Here is a 15,953-nt window from a genome sequence, read left to right on the forward strand (position 1 = left end):
AAAAACGCCCCACCACATCCCCACTCGACAGCTTTGAAATCCCCACCCGGGTCTCCACTGGCGCGCTTTGCTGTTCGCTCCCGTCGGGGAGGGGGGCCTTGCCGTTTCTGCCTGATCACATGAGGGGGTGCCCCGGTGGGGGGTGGGGTAAAATCGCATCTACCCCGCGTTGTTAGAAAAGCGGCCTCGTGTCCGACGGAAAATTTTCAAAAAAATTGGCCGGAGCGTCAGCTCAAGACGCCACCTCGCGCCAGCGTTGCGTCCGCAGGACGGTTGCTTACGACCAAGCCTGCGCCAGAGATCGTTACCGAATGGACCAGACCCGCAGAGGCTAGATGCAGTAGCCGTCACGCAACGGCGTAGAGCGGGACTGGTCATCCCGGGGGCATCGTTTCCTAAAATACGTCGATACGCTGTATCGCATTGGCGCGCTTACGAGCGTTCACGCGCCGCGGGACGAACGAGAAAGTCCGTGCTCGGATCAGGTCGATTTGAGCTCCAACCCGCTCTGCGAATCTTCGCTTTCCAACCCTACCGAACGCATCTGCATGGCCATGCGCTGCCTGTCCATGCACGCCATCGATCCGAAATCGAGCAACGCGATGATTATTTCGCTATCATAACAACGGGCGAAATTGGGCATTTTCAACGTCGGAGACGGCCGCCAATCCAAATATCCTTGACAGATCGTCAACGCGAGCGTTGACAGTAGGAAAGATCGTTCCAAGGAGAGATGTGTCGTGAGTGGAGTTGAGACAAAGCCGGATTATGATGCGATCGTCATCGGTGCGGGTGTCACCGGCATGAACCAGACCTATCTTCTCGGCCGGGAAGGCATGCGGGTTCTGGGCATCGAGGCGGGCGAGGATGTCGGCGGAACTTGGTACTGGAACCGCTATCCCGGCTGCCGGCTCGATACCGAAAGCTACACCTATGGCTATTTCGCGCTGAGCGGCATCATTCCCGAATGGGAATGGAGCGAAACCTTCGCCGGGCAGCCCGAGATGCTGCGCTATGCCAAGTACGCCGCCGACAAAATGGATGTCCGTCGCCACTACAGGTTCCGCACCAAGGTTGAGTCCGCCCATTATGACGACCTCGCCAATGTCTGGAAGGTCGGCCTGGACAGCGGCGAGCAGCTGACCTGTCGCTTCCTGATATCGGCGACCGGCCCGCTATCCGCCTCGCGGATGCCGGACTATGCGGGGATCGAGGACTTCAAGGGAGAGGCCTTTCACACGTCCCGCTGGCCGACCGACGAACAGGGCAATCCTCAGTCGATCGATTTCACGGGCAAGCGCGTGGGCGTCATCGGCACCGGCGCGACCGGCGTGCAGATCATTCCGATCGCCGCGCAGACAGCCAAGGATCTCTATGTTTTCCAGCGCACGCCGAACTGGTGTACGCCGCTCGGCAACATGCCGATCGAAAAGGACGAGATGGATCTCATCCGCAAGCGCTATCCCACGATCCTGGAATATGTAAAATCGACGCCGACGGCGTTTCCCTATCATCGCGATACGCGCAAAGGCACCGAGGTTTCGGAGCCGGAGCGCGAGGCATTTTTCGAGCAGCTCTATAATCAGCCAGGCTATGGCATCTGGCTCAGCGGCTTTCGCGATCTCCTGCTGAACAAGGAGTCGAACAAATTCCTCGCCGATTTCATCGCGAAGAAAATCCGCCAGCGTGTGACCGACCCGGCGGTCGCGGAGAAACTGATTCCGACGGACCACCCGTTCGGTGCGAAGCGGGTGCCGATGGAAACCAACTATTATGAAGCCTATAACCAGGCCAATGTCCATCTGGTCGATATCAAGGACGCGCCGATCCAGCATTTCACATCCGACGGGATAGTGACTGCGGACGGCGTCTATGATCTCGACGTTATAATCTTCGCAACAGGATTCGACGCCGTCACCGGCTCGCTCGATCGCATAGACATCACGGGCAAGAACGGTCAGCGCCTCAAGGATGCCTGGGCCGACGGACCTTCGACGTTCCTGGGACTCCAGGCGCGCGGCTTTCCCAATTTCTTCACGCTGGTCGGCCCGCACAATGGATCGGCTTTCTGCAATGTAGGCGTGTGCGGCGGCCTGCAGGGCGAGTGGGTCACCCGCATGATCACCTATATGCGGGATCGCGATCTGACCTTCTCGGAAGCCAGCGAAGCCGCAGAAGCGCAATGGACCGAGGCCGTCTATGCCGATTTTGCAAGGACGCTCATGGCCGACGCCAATGCATGGTGGGTCAAGACGACGACGAAGCCGGATGGCAGCATCGTACGGCGTACCCTCGTCTATGTCGGCGGCGGCCCCGAATATCGCAAGCGTTGCGAGGAAGTGGCCTATTCCGACTATGCGGGCTTCGAACTCGCATAGACCGTTCGCCGCAGGTTTGCATCGGTCGTCTTTGCCGGACAACGATGAAACGCGCGAAATGGATGCAAGGTCGGGCGAGCACGGCATCCTTGTCGACTTCCGCTACAAAACGACAGTTCGCGCACCTAACAATCTTACCCAAATAGATGAGGAAGCCATGAAACCAGTCTATATCCTCTCCGGCGTTCGCACGGCCATCGGCGACTTCGGGGGAAGCCTGCGCGATTTCCCTCCGGCCAAGCTTGGTGCTGCCGTCATTGCCGAAGCCATTGCGCGCGCAGGGATCGCCGCCGACCAGATCGGGCATGTGGTCATGGGCAATGTTATTCCCAGCGAGCCCAAGGATGCCTATCTCGCCCGTGTGGCGGGGGTTGAGGCCGGCATCCCGATCGATGCCCCTGCTCTTACGCTCAACCGGTTATGCGGATCGGGCCTGCAGGCGATCATATCAGCCGCGCAGATGATCGCGCTCGATGAATGTGCCGTCGCTGTCGCAGGTGGCGCGGAATCCATGACGCGCTCTCCCCATATCGTCTCTGCGGCTCGATTTGGCCAGAAGATGGGCGACATCAAGATGGTCGATGCGCTGCTCGCAGTGCTGAGCGACCCTTTCGAGGGCATGCATATGGGGATCACGGCCGAGAATGTCGCGTCCGACCATGGCATTTCGCGCGAAGAACAGGACGCACTCGCAGCCTTAAGCCATAGCCGGGCGGCGCGGGCGCAGCAGGAGGGGCGCTTCGCCTCCCAGATTCTGCCGATCGAGGTCAAGGATCGGAAGGGCACCAAGCTGTTCGATACCGACGAACATGTCCGTGCCGACGTGTCGGTCGCCGGCCTGTCGGGTCTGAAGCCGGTGTTCAAGAAGGACGGCACTGTGACGGCCGGCAATGCCTCGGGGATCAACGACGGCGCGGCCGCGATCGTCCTGGCGTCGCAGGCGGCCGTCGATCGCGATGGACTCAAGCCGCTCGCGCGGATCATCAGCTGGGGCCATGCCGGTGTGCAACCCGACCGGATGGGCATCGGTCCCGTCAAGGCGGTCCCCATAGCGCTCGAACGGGCGGGCGTCGCGCTTGAACAGATCGACGTCATCGAATCCAACGAAGCCTTTGCAGCTCAGGCTTGCGCCGTTGCCAAGGTGCTGGGGTTCGATCCGGAGAAGGTCAATCCCAACGGCTCGGGGGTAGCGCTCGGCCACCCGGTCGGTGCGACCGGCGCGATTCTGACCGTCAAGGCGATCTACGAGCTTGAGCGGATCGGCGGGCGGTACGGTCTCATCACCATGTGCATTGGCGGCGGGCAGGGCATCGCCATGGTCGTGGAGCGTGTCGGAGGCGCTGAATGAAGAAGCTCTATCCCGACACAGCATCGGCGCTCGAGGGCATCTTGCGGACCGGCCCGTCGCCCCCGGATGCGCGCGCGATCAGCGTACGGGCGGTGAACTATGCGGCGGACGGTCTGTCGATGCGCGGACATCTCGCCATACCCGCTGACGCAGGGCCTCGCCCTGGCGTCCTCGTCTTTCCCGAGGGCTATGGTCTAAGCGACCAGGCCATCCTGCGCGCCGAACGGATCGCATCCGAGTTTGGGTATGTCGCGCTGGCCTGCGATCTCCATGGCGAGGCGCGCGAACTGGGCGGACTTGAGGAGGTTCTACAGAAGCTCGAACCCTTGCAGAAAAGCAGTGCCTGCGTCCGCGGCCGCGTGGTGCCAGCCTATGACGCGCTGCTTGCGCAACCGGAGGTCGATCCGGCGAAGGTCGGGGCGATCGGCTTCTGCTTTGGCGGTACGATGGCCCTCGAACTGGCTCTTACGGGCCGCGATATCGGAGCAGTCGTGGGCTTTCACAGCGGTCTGGCGCTGACTGCGCCACAGGATGCGCCGAACATCAAGGCAGCAATCCTGCTGCTGCTGGGTGCGGACGATCCCTCCATCGACGCAGAACAGCGGCTGCTTTTCGAGCAGACGATGCGGGAAGCTAAGGTCCGCTGGGAGATGCATGTCTATGGCGGGGTCCGCCACAGCTTCACCAATCCCAGGGCGCATGAGCGCGGCCTTCCCGACTGGCTTCGCTACGATCCCGTCGCCGATCGTCGCTCCTGGAATGCCATGCGTGCGTTTCTGGATGAAATCTGGGCAGCGCCTGACGGCGGGACGACGGCGACAATCGTCATGCCCTGATGCGAGCCGGCGTGCCAAGTCCAGCGGACTGGCACACCTGCGCTACACTTTAGGATTTGCGCGGGAAATCCGAGGTTGCAGCTTCGGCTCCCGGCCAGCGCACTGGTGTCGTCGAGGCGAACGCCGCGCCGACCTCATCCCACGGCGCGATATGAACCGCGCGCATGTCGCGCGAGGCGAAACGCCAGACCTCGCCGTCCCGGACATAGCTGTCGACATAACGGACGGCACCGACGACGCTGGTGCCACCGACAACCAGTTCCAGATGCGCGCCGACAAGGCCGGTAGCCCGATCGTCGGACTCGAACCGGCACTGGACATAATGGGGGGTGTGCACCGTCAGCCCCATATAGGAACGGGCCGTCTTTATGAATTCGACGATGGCATCGCGACCGGTCGCATTGAGAACGCCCGACGAACTGAATGTGGCGTCGGGGGTGAAGCTGGCTGCCACGCCGTCGGAATCGTCATCGTCGGACGCCAGGAAATAGGAGACGACGAGATCAGAGATCGCATTGCGATCCTCCAGCCGGCGAATGCGTTGCTCCAGGTCCATTTCTCTCTCCTTCTATCGCGGCGCCATTCTGATCGCGCCGTCGAGCCTGATGACTTCGCCATTGAGCATGGGGTTGCCGATGATGGCTTCCACCAGTTGAGCATATTCTTCCGGGTGCCCCAAGCGGCTGGGGTGGGGAACCTGTTGCCTAAGCGAATCCTGCGCCGGCTGGGGCAATCCCATCAGCATAGGCGTCAGGAAGATGCCCGGTGCGACCGTCATGACCCGGATCTTGTGCTGCGCCAGATCGCGCGCGACCGGCAGCGTCATGCCCACGACGCCGCCCTTGGATGCGGCGTAGGCCGCCTGGCCCATCTGCCCGTCATAGGCAGCGACACTTGCGGTGTTGACGATGACCCCACGTTCCTCGCCGACAGGCTCAGCAGCGGCCAGAAGAGCGGCGAACTGGGCGATGACGTTGAAGCTCCCGATGAGATTGATTTCGACGGCGCGGCGGAAGCTATCGAGCGGATGCGGCACATTCTCGCGGCCGACCGTCTTGATCGCAGGCGCGACGCCTGCGCAGTTCACCAGGATGCGCGCCGTGCCGTGCGCCTGTGCTGCGGCTTCCAGCCCATCCTTCACGCTCTGCGCATCGGCGACATCGACCCGGAAGAACGCGCCGCCCAGTTCCTGGGCCTTCTTGTTCCCCTGCTCTTCGTTGACATCGAAGATCGCGACCCGCGCGCCGTGCGCGGCAAGCATGGAGGCTGTCGCACCACCCAGGCCCGATGCGCCTCCCGTAACGATTGCTGCGACATCGCGCATGTCCATCGGTGTCTCCTTGAAAGTTGAATGCGCAAGGCGGCTCTCGCCCGGCAGGTTCATGATCTATTGCGCGCGGGCTCCGAGACCTGCGCCAACGCGGGTGGCTGCATCGATCAGATGCGCGATATAGATATCGATGCCACCTTCTGGCGGCTTGGGGAAACCATAGAGGGTCAGCGCCATGGCGATGGCACCGTCAGCGCCGAAAACCGGCACCGAGACGACCCGCGCCTGTCCCTTGGTCGCATCGGTCCATTCGGCAGGATCATAGGTCAGGTCCGAAATCAGTTCCTCCAGCGCCTCGACCGCGATCTCATCGTCACCTGTGGCGGCCAGCTGGGCAGAGAAGATGCGCTGGGCTTCACTTATTAGGCCGACCGAAAAGCCGCGCTCGCGCACTGTGGCAAGGACGGTGGCAGCAGCTTCGCGAACCTTAGCATCGTGGCGGCCAAGCCAGGTGCCGGCTTCCTGATCGGAGAGCCAAGCTGCGAACACCGACCCGGTCGGCAGGCGGAACGGCAATCTCTGCCCGACGAGCGTTGCGATGCCCGGCAGATTGCCCTGTCCGGCACTGGCCGCCACGATCAGCTCCTCCCCGGCCCGGACGGTGGCGATGCAGCGTCCACCGGTTTCGGCGGCAAGGCGCTCCAGTTCGGCCCGCGCCCGATCCACCTGCCGAAGCTGGGCAAGTGACAGGCCCGGCGCTTCGCTCGCGACGAGCGCGCCAGGGGCGAACTGGCCGTAACCACCCTGAAAGAAGAGAAGCGGAAGGCCCCCGCCAGCAATGTCGAGCGCGACAATTTCGCCTGTGACCATCTCATGGTCACCTGCATCGGTGATCGCGTGGCGTCGGCATTCGATCCAGGCGACCACATCCTCAAGCACGGGACAGCCCCGCTCTGAAATCCGGTGGGGCACCCCGGCAAATTTTTCGGGGTCCTTGGACGCCAGTTGGCGACAGACAGGCTCCTGCTGTGCGCCCAGGATATTCACGCAAAAATGCTCGCAGTCGCGCAGCTTGGCCCAACTGCTCGATCCGCGATCCGGAAAGAAGGCGACAAGCGCTGGGTTCAGTGAGACCGACGTGAAGGAACCCACGACCATCGACACCGGCACGCCATCGGCTGCCGTTGCGCTGATAACGCAGACCCCAGTCGGATATTGCCCGAGAACCTGACGATACCATTTCGGATCGATGGAAAGGACTTGCGGGGAAGATAGCACGGGGCGCCTCTTTCAGTCTGGCGTTCAGCCGGAACCGTTCGCAGGATCGACGACAAAGCCGACCTTCAATGTGACTTGGAAATGCTGGATCTGACCGTCTTCGATATGTCCGCGGGTCTGGACCAGCTCGAACCACCGCAGGCCATGCAGTGTCTCGCTGGCGCGGGCGATGGCGGTCTTGATCGCGTCGTCCACGCTTGACGTGGAGGAGCCGACGATCTCGATTATCCGATAGACATGATCACTCATTTCCTGGCTCCTCCTTGGTGCTATCAGCGTCCGGTCCAGACCGGCTTGCGCCGTTCGCCGGCGGCCTGTTCGCCTTCGCGCTTGTCCGCGCTTGCGGCATATTGCTCGATTTCCTCGAACTTCGTCATGAGGGCGACCTCGAGTGGGTAGCCGAGCCGATCAAGAGCGGCGACCTTCGCAGCCTGGTTGGCCAGCGGCGAAGCGCCATTGATCTTGTCCGCCCATTTCTGGGCCGTGGCCGCAAGATCGGCATAGGGCACGACCTCGTTTACGAGCCCATAGCGCTCTGCTGCTTCCGCTTTGATGCGATCGCCGGTCAGGATCATGGCCATCGCGATGTGATGGGGAAGCTGACGCACGGCCCGATGGACGACGCCGCATTCGCCGATGATACCGACCTTGGTTTCGGGCAGGCCGAACTGGGCGGTGTCGGCGGCAACGATGATGTCGGCGCACATGGCAAGTTCGAAACCGCCGCCGACGCAGAAACCCTGAACCGCAGCAATGAGCGGCTTCTTGAGTTTTACGAGCGGGCCGCCGATGCCGGTCAGGCCACCAGCCAGCGCCATGCGCGTCTTGCGTTCGGCGCCGCCGGAAACGTCCGCGCCAATGCAAAAGCCTTTCTCGCCTTCAGCCGAAAGAATGACGCTCCAGATATCGGGGTCGACATTGATGTCGGTCCAGGCCGCGAGCAGCAGGTCGTCCATTTCCTGCGTGATCGCGTTGAGGCCTTGCGGACGATTGAGCTTCACATGCGCGGTGTGACCGTCTTTCGTAAATATGATGTCAGACATTCATGACTCCTTTGGCGCGACCAGCGGGCTCGTCGGCGCGACCTTATATTCCTGGATGACCGCCTTGAGACCCTTGTCTTTCATGCGGGCGCGTATCTCGAGGACGGCGGGGGCGAGGTGCAGTAGCGCGTCGATTTCGGCGATGCCTGACAGCGCCTGACGGAAGCCCTGGGCTTCGGCCGCACGATTGATCGAAAGCTTCTTCAGCCTGAGCACTTCAGGCGGCGTGAGCGCAATGCGCTGCGCAAGCGAGCGCACGCAGGCGATGAGGTCGTCGGCCGGTACGCAGTGATTGGCCCAGCCCCATTGGACGGCCGTAGGACCATCGATCCAGTTGCCCGGCACGAAGGCGAATTCCTTCGCCCGCTTGTGCCCGACGAGCGAAACCCAGGCCGGGGCGATGAAGCCGCCACCGATAGGAATGGTCGGTTCGCCGATCTTCACATTGTCGGCGACCACGGTGATGTCGGTGAACACGCACATCTGCGCGGCGGCGGCCATGCAATAGCCATGGACCGCCGCGATGACGGGCTTTGGATGGTCCCACATCTGCAACCAGCGCGCGACATTGGCTTCGAGACGGTCACGGTCGGCCATGGGATCGGCCGGGCCATTGTCGCCACCGCCATAACCTCCCAAATCGATGCCCGAACAGAAGCCCCGACCTTCGCCCCGGATGGCGATGACCGGACCGCCCTCATGCTTGAGCGTTTCAAGCGCATGGCCGAACTCGTCGAGCAATTGCGGAGATAAGGCGTTGGCGGCCTCGGGTCGATCGAGCACGATCCAGCTCAACGCCTTCTCATGCTCTATCCTGATGGCTTCATAGGGAGGCATGGAGCGATTACTCCAGCCGACCGATGGGATTGGAAGCCTTGACGTGATAATCGGTGGTCATGGTCGTGCGCAGCTCGCGGCGCTTGAACTTCCACTGCCCGTCGACCTTGACGACGCGATCGAAATACTGGCCGTAGAGAATGCCGTCGGGACGGTCCTTGGTGTAGCGATGGACGGCCAGAACGATGGAGCGGACATCCGCTTCGGTCTCGCTGATAAAGTCGACGACAGCATTGGAATTATGGTGGCTGGTGCCCTTGAAGAAGGTGCCGATACCGTCGAGCGTCTTCTTATACGCTTCGATGCCGACCGCGCCGAAATTGGGGGCGTAGCTGACCTCACAGTCATCCACGAAGAGCGTCGCCATGTTCACCGGATCGTTCATGTCGAGATAGTAGGAATATTGGAACATCATCCGTTCGATCGCCTGCTGCTCCAAAAGCTGCGAGATCTGGCTGTCTGTCATCTTTGATCATTCTCCTTTGGGGGCAGAAGTCTCTCCCGCTCGCCCCTTCGCCGAGCGGGAGAGTAAGCGTCAGCGGAACTTGACGCTCAAGGTTGCGCCATAGGTCGCCGGGCGGGCCGGCCAGCGCGTCACAGTGTCGAAGAAAAAGGCGACGTTGTCCCAATAGTAGCTGTTGGTCACGTTCTTGCCCCAGACTTGGAACGACCAGCGGTCATCCTGAGACTTGATGCCTGCGCGCAGATCGAGCGTGCCATAGTCCTTGATTTCGAACAGGTTGGATGCACCGATGAACGCATTGGTCTGGCTACGATAGTTGAGGTCGGCTCCGCCAAAACCGTTGACGTTGTCATTGAGCGGGAAATCGACGCTGAAACCCGTGCCGATCTGATATTTTGGCGTGTAGGGCAGTGCGGCACCGTCGAAATTTTGTCCGACTGCTAGCGTCTCCGGGTTGAGACCGGTATAACGCTTCACCTTGGCATCGAGATAGGTGAAGTTGGCATAGGCGGTGAACCAGTCTGCGGGATTGGCCGTCAGTTCCAGTTCGAGACCCTTCACGTTCGACTTTGGCACGTTCACCAGAACGTCGAGCGGACCGAAATTGGGATCGAGCAGCTTCGATCGGATCTGGCGGTTGCGATAGTCATAATAGAAGATCGCGCCGTTGGCCTGGAGCGTCCGGTCGATCAGCGATAGTTTGAAGCCCGCTTCATAGGATTGCAGAGACTCCTGACGCACTGGCTGGCTCTGCTGGGTCGTAGAGGCTGCGACCGACGGGAAGCTACCCGCCTTGTAGCCCTTGGCGACGTTCGCATAGAGCAGGATGCCCGGACGCGGCTTGTAATCGATACCCGCGCGCCAGGACACGTTGTCCTCGTTCAGCTTGCCCACGAACTGGCCGGGCAGGAATGTGGGGGATTCGCCCAACAAGCCGGTATTGTCGATAGTCAGGCAGCCCAAGGTCTGTTCCGGCGTCACGGTGATGGGCGGAAGGCCATTTTGCGAACGGAGCAGATTGGCAAAGAAGGTATAGAGCGGCGCGAACGGCACGTTCGAGCCTTCCGCCGCAATGCCGAAAAAGCAACTGTCCGCCTCGCGTTTCGACTTGGTGTAGCGGACACCACCCTTGAAGGTCAGATTGCCGACGTCATATTCCGCGTTGGCGAAGGCTGCGTAGTTCTTCATATTCTGGTTGGCGCGGAAGCCCGACCGGAAGATACCGCCGAATGCTGCGGTGCCGGTGTTGATCGTGGAATCGCGATAGTCCAGTTCCGAACTGTCTTTCGCACGATCGTCGGAATAGTTCAGGCCCACGATGTAACGGAAGGGACCGCCGCCGCCATTGGCGATGCGCAGTTCCTGTGAAAAGCTCTTGATGCCGCCGCCGAAGAAACGGAAATCCGCATTGTTGAGCGTAGTGCCGTCACCATCGAACGCCATGTTCTGCTTATAGTCGACATAGGATGTCAGCGAGGTCACCGACAGATCGTCCGTCAGGTCATAGTCGATCCGGCCGATCGCCTGCCACATGCTATTGTCGAGATAGGGATCGATATTCGTCGAGAAATCGGCCGATCGCGCATTTTGCGGTGCCAGCGGATAGTTTGTAACCGGGTTGCCAGGGCCTGGATTGCGGATGCCGATCAACTGCAATGCTGGCGGCTTGCCCTTCTCGAGCCATCCGTTGACGTTGAGGTTGACCCGAAGGCGATCGGTCGGTTCCCAAGCGAGAATGATGCGGCCGGCATAATTTTCGCTGCCGCCGGTCTTCGCGTCGGTGGTGTAGCTCTTCTGCCAGTCGTCCGAATGCGATGCCTTGCCCGAAATGCGCACACCCAACGTTTCGGAAATCGGTCCGCTCACATAGGCTTCGCCGTCGATGGCGTTGAAGCGGCCATAGCTGAGAGTGCCGCCGGCTTCGAATGTCTTGGTCGGCTTGGCAGCGATGAAGTTGATCGCGCCGCCGGTTGCATTGTTGCCGAACAAGGTGCCCTGCGGCCCTTTGAGCACTTCGAGGCGATCCAGGTCGAAGCCGACAAGCTTGGTCATCACTGGGAATGGAAGCGGCGCCTCGTCCAGATAGACACTGACGTCGGGATAGGAACCCAGCGTCGTATCGTTGAAGCCAACACCGCGCAATGTATAGACCGGCGTGTTGGACGCACTGTTGGAAAACACCAGGCCAGGAACGGCCGAGGCAATGTCCGTCAGGCTTGAAATCTGGCGATTCTGAAGCGCTTCGCCGCCGATTGCCGTGACGGCCAACCCGACATCGTTCAGGCGCTGCTCGCGCTTCTGGGCGGTAACTACGATGTCCGCCGCGCCACCGCGCGGAGCCGAACTAGTGGCCTGACCGGCCTCCTGCGCGCTTGCCATTCCGGCAGGCATTGTGGTGGCGACAAGTGCCGTCGATGCCAGAAGACTCATGCGGCGCAATCGCTTGGTAAATGCTTGGGTCAAGCTATCCTCCCTCTCCCATGGCCGTGTTAGGACCAGTTTACGTGGAGGACTCATCCGGCCCTACCATCGTCAACGCCAGAGTTGACACAAGCATATTCGGTCGTCAACACCAGAGTTGAAGAAGCGGAGAATAAATGATGACGCCGACGTCGGGAGTGGGGATTGAAGAGTTTTATGCGCTGGCCGAGGCAGCGGATGTGGGTGATGGGGACGCGCTCATCGCCGTCGATCGCGCGCTGATTCAGCTCGGTCTGGCCTGTGCGCTTCCGTCGCTGAACAAGGATGCCAGTCGGCATGCGATCGCCGAGGCTCTGGCGCTTGGCGCGTCACCGCAGCAGATACAGGAGATCGTCTCTGTGATAGCGGGCCTGGGTGTTCACTCGCTGATGCTGACGTCTAGCCTCATCACAGAAGCGGCCGGCTTGGCCGATGCCGACGGCGTTATCGTATTTACTCAGCAGGAACAGCAGATATGGGACGATCGGGTCGGAAACGATCCTTTCTGGCATCGCATGGAAGATGAACTGCCCGGCTTTCTGCGTTCCATGCTCAAATTGTCTCCGGCTCAGTTCGAAGCCTTTTTCGATTTCTGCGCCGTGCCGTGGCAAACACGGACCGTGTCCGCGCGGACGAAGGAATTGCTCGCCATGGCGAGCGATGCGATGCCCTCGCACCGGTTCATGCCCGGCTTCAAGCTGCATCTGGCGAACGCCATCAAAATGGGTGCGAGCCGCGCCGCGATCAAAGACTGTCTCGAACTTGCGGCAGGCGCTCCGTCGCATATCGGTGTCGCATGAAGCAAAAGCGGCATTCCGACCCGATGACCGGAATGCCGCCACGCCGCGTTAAGGTTCAGGCGTTGACGCCACGCCAGGCCAGCGTGCCACCGTCGATCACATAGGCAGCCCCCGTGATGAAGCTGGAATCGTCCGACGCCAGGAAGCATGCGAGCTTGGCGATCTCTTCGGGCCGACCGAGCCGCGGGATGAGATGCGCACCGGTCATCACCGAAAGAATGAGGTCTTTGTCGGGTGCGGCCTCATAATATTTCTGGACCATCGGCGTGTCGATCGCGCCGGGGCAATAGCAATTGCAGCGGATGCCATATTTGGCGAGATCGACTGCCGCAGCCTTGGTCAGCATCAAGACGCCGCCCTTCGTGGCGCAATAGGCGCCTGCCTGCGGATAGGACACGAAGGATCCTGTCGATGCGACGTTGACGATCGCTGGGCCACGTTTCGACGCTTTGAGATAGGGCGCTGCATATTTAATCGCCAGCCAGACGGCGCGCAAGTTGATCTCATAGACCTTGTCCCACACATCGTCGGGCAAGTCCTCGATCGAGGTCTGCGGGGTCAGGTCCGTCTCATGTACCGCTGCATTATTGTGCAGCACATCAATGCCGTCGAACAGTTCCGCCGCCTTCGCCGTCATCGCCTTGATCTGGCCCGGATCGCGCAGGTCGCATAAATGGGCAGCGGCAACGAACCCCTCGGCAGTGATTTGCGCCACGGTTTCCTCGACCGCCTCCGCGTTGATATCGACGGCGAAAACCTTGCCGCCCTGCCGCGCCATCTCGATTGCGCACGCGCGTCCCATTCCGCTGCCAGCGCCCGTGACGATGCAACTCTTACCGGCGACGCTGTTACCCATGTTCTCTTCCTTTGCTCGCTGGCGAGAGTTCCGGGTCGATGACTGCCTTGATGACCTTGCCCTGGTGGACGGCCTCCAGGGCCTTGTCGGCATCCTCAATGGCGTAGCGATGCGTCACCAGCGCAGCGAGCGGCACCTTGTCCTGCAACTGAGCAGCCAGGTGCATTGCGCCGTGATAATGTTTGGGTTTGGGAAAGGTCGCCCCGGCAATGGTGATATTCTTGGTCGTCATGTCGCGCGGTGAGATCGGCTGTGTGCCGATCGCGCCCCACAGGCCCAGAATGACGTAACGACCATGGATGCCGGTCAGGTCCACGCCTTCGGGGAAAGCCGGCAGGAAACCCGCAGCCTCGACGACAAGTGACGGCCCGGATGGACCTGCAATGTCGTATATTTGCCGACGCCGTTCTTCAGGCGAATCCGACAGCGAGACAGTCGCGGTGGCGCCAAGACTCCGCGCAACTTCTAACTTGCTGTCGACACCGTCGATGACGATCACGTCCCTGGCACCAGCCTGCCTGGCAACGAGAACGGCCGACAGGCCCACCGGGCCGGCACCCTGCACAACGACTGTTTCGCCGAGACGGACGGGTCCGCAGCGGTCGAAGCCGCGCAGGACTGTTGGCAGGGCGCAACCCAGCGCCGCGATCGCGAGCGGGTCTGCGCCGTCGGGCAGCTTGAAGAAGGCAAGACCGTTTGGCAGCCACGCGAAGTCGGCATAGCTGCCCCAATTGGGCTTGCTAGCATCCTCGAAGAAGCGCGAGTTTTCGCAGGGCGTCTCGTCGAGGACGTTACAACTATGGCAACGATGGCAGGCAGCTATCGGCGACCAGTAGACAAGGTCGCCCGGCTTCACGGGCACACCAGCATAGTCGGTGTCGAAACCCCCCAGCTTCTCGATCCGCCCGATGCCTTCATGGCCCAATATGATGGGAAAGGGCATGACGCCGGCCTGTCCGTTGGTGATGTGTACGTCGCTGCCGCACACGCCGCCCAGGACGATCCGCACCAACGCGCCACCCCGTTCGGGCTCGACGATCGGCACGTCCCAGGTTTCCAGTCGATTGGGTTCCACCAATACGGTGGCGCGGCCTGTTGCCATCTTCTTTCTCCTCAGGGGCTGCTACGCCGGATGCGTCAGAAGCAATGCGACGCTGGAATTCTAGCCAGCATCTTGGTCCGATCCCCTGCCCGCTCTTGCCTTGCGCAGAAGGCAAGAGCGGGCAGGGGAACCGATCCGTATAAGCGATCGGATGCCTCGAACTCAGTCGATGCCAGGCATCCGCACCTTAGGGGCGACTTCCGACGCGAAACGGCGCAGCGATTCTTCCCAAGGTTTGGGATCGTCGATACTATCATGCTGATTGTAGACGAGTTGTCCCCAGCCGCCGACTTTGTCAGCGAGCGCCTCGAGCTTTTCGATCGCGGTTTCCGGTGAGCCGCACAACACGACATGTTCGGCCAGGAAATCCTCATCGATATCATCCGGCGTCAGATCCTTGCCGGAATCCTGGATGATTCCGTTGAACAGGCCGAATTTGACGTAAATCTCCTTGAGATAGTGTTTCCATGTCTGGGCGAGGCCGCTGGCAAGGAACCGGCGCTTTGCCTCCGCATCGGTGTCGGCGATGAAGATATCGCGGCAGACCCGGTACCGCTTGCGATCGGGCGTGCGTCCTTTGGATTCCATCGCGGTCGCCCAGGTATCCCAATGCGCCTTCATTTGCGGTGTGCCACCGAAGAAAGAGATCGGCGAATAGTCCCGCTCACCGGCGAAGCGCATGGAAGAGGAGTTTTGCGACAGGCCCGTGACTGCGATTTCCAGCTTGTCCCGGCCGCCATAGGGGCTGTTGTCGGCAATGATGACGTTATATTCCGGCATCGTGTCCGCGCCTGGGAAGCCTGCCTTGAAATATTTGCCCTTCTCCAGGAAAGGCTTCCCTTCCCAGATACGCTCGATCAGGTGAAGGGCTTCCAGTTGCATCGGCGGCAGTTCGCTGATGCTCTCGAAACCATGGAGAATGGCGTCGGTATGGTGGCCGCCCGGCGCCACGCCCAGGAAGTAGCGGCCTTCCATCACCTGGCTCAGCCAGCCGATGCGAATCGCGAGCGTGGCGGGGTCGTGATAGGGCAGCAGGTGCGCCATCGGTGCGAAGCGGATCTGCTTGGTGGTCTGGGCGCAGGCCGCGATGATGGCTTCGGGCATGGGGATATTCTCCCAGCCCAGGGTATAATGTTCGCCGATCATATAGTCGGCATAGCCCGCCTCGTCGGCGATCCGGGCTATATCGACCGCCCAGTCGAACACCTGCCGCGGCGTCCGGCTCGGCGGATTATACGGGGTCATGAAGATGCCGCACTGCATTGCCATTTCTCTCTCCTAA

Annotated in this window: 15 protein-coding genes; 4 read left to right on the forward strand and 11 right to left on the reverse strand. The window is 61.1% G+C overall.

Features of this window, described 5'->3' with window-relative positions; translation table 11 throughout:
• Positions 1 to 740: 740 nt before the first annotated feature.
• The 3 genes from HHL08_RS18585 to HHL08_RS18595 all read left to right on the forward strand — a co-directional run bounded on the left by HHL08_RS18585 (position 741) and on the right by HHL08_RS18595 (position 4,562).
• Positions 741 to 2,378 (forward strand): flavin-containing monooxygenase, encoded by a 1,638-nt coding sequence (locus HHL08_RS18585; protein WP_169574524.1) that lies wholly within the window; start codon positions 741 to 743, stop codon positions 2,376 to 2,378.
• A 157-nt stretch (positions 2,379 to 2,535) separates the two neighbouring features.
• Positions 2,536 to 3,726 (forward strand): beta-ketothiolase BktB, encoded by a 1,191-nt coding sequence (gene bktB, locus HHL08_RS18590; protein ID WP_169574525.1) that lies wholly within the window; start codon positions 2,536 to 2,538, stop codon positions 3,724 to 3,726.
• Entirely contained in the window at positions 3,723 to 4,562 is an 840-nt protein-coding gene (locus HHL08_RS18595) for a dienelactone hydrolase family protein (protein ID WP_206377974.1), read from the forward strand. The genes bktB and HHL08_RS18595 overlap by 4 nt, the downstream gene beginning before the upstream one ends.
• A gap of 49 nt (positions 4,563 to 4,611) precedes the next feature.
• Here HHL08_RS18595 and HHL08_RS18600 read toward each other — a convergent pair whose 3' ends face one another.
• From HHL08_RS18600 to HHL08_RS18635, 8 genes are all read right to left on the reverse strand, one after another.
• Positions 4,612 to 5,118 (reverse strand): nuclear transport factor 2 family protein, encoded by a 507-nt coding sequence (locus HHL08_RS18600; protein ID WP_169574526.1) that lies wholly within the window; start codon positions 5,116 to 5,118, stop codon positions 4,612 to 4,614.
• 12 nt (positions 5,119 to 5,130) lie between these two features.
• Entirely contained in the window at positions 5,131 to 5,892 is a 762-nt protein-coding gene (locus tag HHL08_RS18605) for an SDR family NAD(P)-dependent oxidoreductase (protein WP_169574527.1), read from the reverse strand.
• Between the two features lie 57 nt (positions 5,893 to 5,949).
• A complete protein-coding gene (locus HHL08_RS26150; RefSeq protein ID WP_169574528.1) occupies positions 5,950 to 7,110 on the reverse strand; it encodes a flavin reductase in 1,161 nt (386 codons plus the stop codon).
• 24 nt (positions 7,111 to 7,134) lie between these two features.
• Positions 7,135 to 7,359: a dodecin gene (locus tag HHL08_RS18615; RefSeq protein WP_169574529.1), complete on the reverse strand. Its 225-nt coding sequence runs from the start codon at positions 7,357 to 7,359 to the stop codon at positions 7,135 to 7,137.
• Positions 7,360 to 7,382: 23 nt separating this feature from the next.
• A complete protein-coding gene (locus HHL08_RS18620; protein ID WP_169574530.1) occupies positions 7,383 to 8,153 on the reverse strand; it encodes an enoyl-CoA hydratase-related protein in 771 nt (256 codons plus the stop codon).
• Positions 8,154 to 8,990, reverse strand: coding sequence for an enoyl-CoA hydratase/isomerase family protein (locus HHL08_RS18625; RefSeq protein ID WP_169574531.1), 837 nt, complete (start codon positions 8,988 to 8,990; stop codon positions 8,154 to 8,156).
• A gap of 7 nt (positions 8,991 to 8,997) precedes the next feature.
• Complete coding sequence (locus HHL08_RS18630; RefSeq protein ID WP_169574532.1) at positions 8,998 to 9,456, reverse strand: nuclear transport factor 2 family protein; 459 nt, start codon at positions 9,454 to 9,456, stop codon at positions 8,998 to 9,000.
• 69 nt (positions 9,457 to 9,525) lie between these two features.
• Positions 9,526 to 11,916 (reverse strand): TonB-dependent receptor, encoded by a 2,391-nt coding sequence (locus tag HHL08_RS18635; RefSeq protein WP_235955134.1) that lies wholly within the window; start codon positions 11,914 to 11,916, stop codon positions 9,526 to 9,528.
• Between the two features lie 134 nt (positions 11,917 to 12,050).
• Here HHL08_RS18635 and HHL08_RS18640 point away from each other — a divergent pair, with 134 nt between their 5' ends.
• Positions 12,051 to 12,713 carry a beta/alpha barrel domain-containing protein gene (locus HHL08_RS18640; protein ID WP_235955135.1) on the forward strand — a complete coding sequence of 221 codons (663 nt, stop codon included), beginning with the start codon at positions 12,051 to 12,053 and terminating at the stop codon, positions 12,711 to 12,713.
• A 55-nt stretch (positions 12,714 to 12,768) separates the two neighbouring features.
• Here the strand turns inward: HHL08_RS18640 and HHL08_RS18645 are convergent, their stop codons facing one another.
• The 3 genes from HHL08_RS18645 to HHL08_RS18655 form a co-directional block, all read right to left on the reverse strand.
• Entirely contained in the window at positions 12,769 to 13,569 is an 801-nt protein-coding gene (locus tag HHL08_RS18645; protein ID WP_169574533.1) for an SDR family NAD(P)-dependent oxidoreductase, read from the reverse strand.
• A complete protein-coding gene (locus tag HHL08_RS18650; RefSeq protein ID WP_169574534.1) occupies positions 13,562 to 14,671 on the reverse strand; it encodes a zinc-binding dehydrogenase in 1,110 nt (369 codons plus the stop codon). Before HHL08_RS18650 ends, HHL08_RS18645 begins: the two co-directional genes overlap by 8 nt.
• Before the next feature lie 162 nt (positions 14,672 to 14,833).
• Entirely contained in the window at positions 14,834 to 15,940 is a 1,107-nt protein-coding gene (locus tag HHL08_RS18655; protein WP_206377975.1) for an LLM class flavin-dependent oxidoreductase, read from the reverse strand.
• Positions 15,941 to 15,953 lie beyond the last annotated feature (13 nt).

The sequence above is a fragment of the Sphingobium psychrophilum genome (assembly GCF_012927105.1).
In the GTDB taxonomy this organism is placed as follows: Bacteria; Pseudomonadota; Alphaproteobacteria; order Sphingomonadales; family Sphingomonadaceae; genus Sphingobium; species Sphingobium psychrophilum.

Coding starts and splice junctions, on each gene's coding strand:
- bktB (WP_169574525.1), top strand. CDS start 2,536: ATGAAACCAGTCTATATCCTCTCCGGCGTTCGCACGGCCATCGGCGAC.
- HHL08_RS18620 (WP_169574530.1), bottom strand. CDS start 8,153: ATGTCTGACATCATATTTACGAAAGACGGTCACACCGCGCATGTGAAG.
- HHL08_RS18615 (WP_169574529.1), bottom strand. CDS start 7,359: ATGAGTGATCATGTCTATCGGATAATCGAGATCGTCGGCTCCTCCACG.
- HHL08_RS18605 (WP_169574527.1), bottom strand. CDS start 5,892: ATGGACATGCGCGATGTCGCAGCAATCGTTACGGGAGGCGCATCGGGC.
- HHL08_RS18625 (WP_169574531.1), bottom strand. CDS start 8,990: ATGCCTCCCTATGAAGCCATCAGGATAGAGCATGAGAAGGCGTTGAGC.
- HHL08_RS18640 (WP_235955135.1), top strand. CDS start 12,051: ATGATGACGCCGACGTCGGGAGTGGGGATTGAAGAGTTTTATGCGCTG.
- HHL08_RS18600 (WP_169574526.1), bottom strand. CDS start 5,118: ATGGACCTGGAGCAACGCATTCGCCGGCTGGAGGATCGCAATGCGATC.
- HHL08_RS18595 (WP_206377974.1), top strand. CDS start 3,723: ATGAAGAAGCTCTATCCCGACACAGCATCGGCGCTCGAGGGCATCTTG.
- HHL08_RS18645 (WP_169574533.1), bottom strand. CDS start 13,569: ATGGGTAACAGCGTCGCCGGTAAGAGTTGCATCGTCACGGGCGCTGGC.
- HHL08_RS18650 (WP_169574534.1), bottom strand. CDS start 14,671: ATGGCAACAGGCCGCGCCACCGTATTGGTGGAACCCAATCGACTGGAA.
- HHL08_RS18655 (WP_206377975.1), bottom strand. CDS start 15,940: ATGGCAATGCAGTGCGGCATCTTCATGACCCCGTATAATCCGCCGAGC.
- HHL08_RS18630 (WP_169574532.1), bottom strand. CDS start 9,456: ATGACAGACAGCCAGATCTCGCAGCTTTTGGAGCAGCAGGCGATCGAA.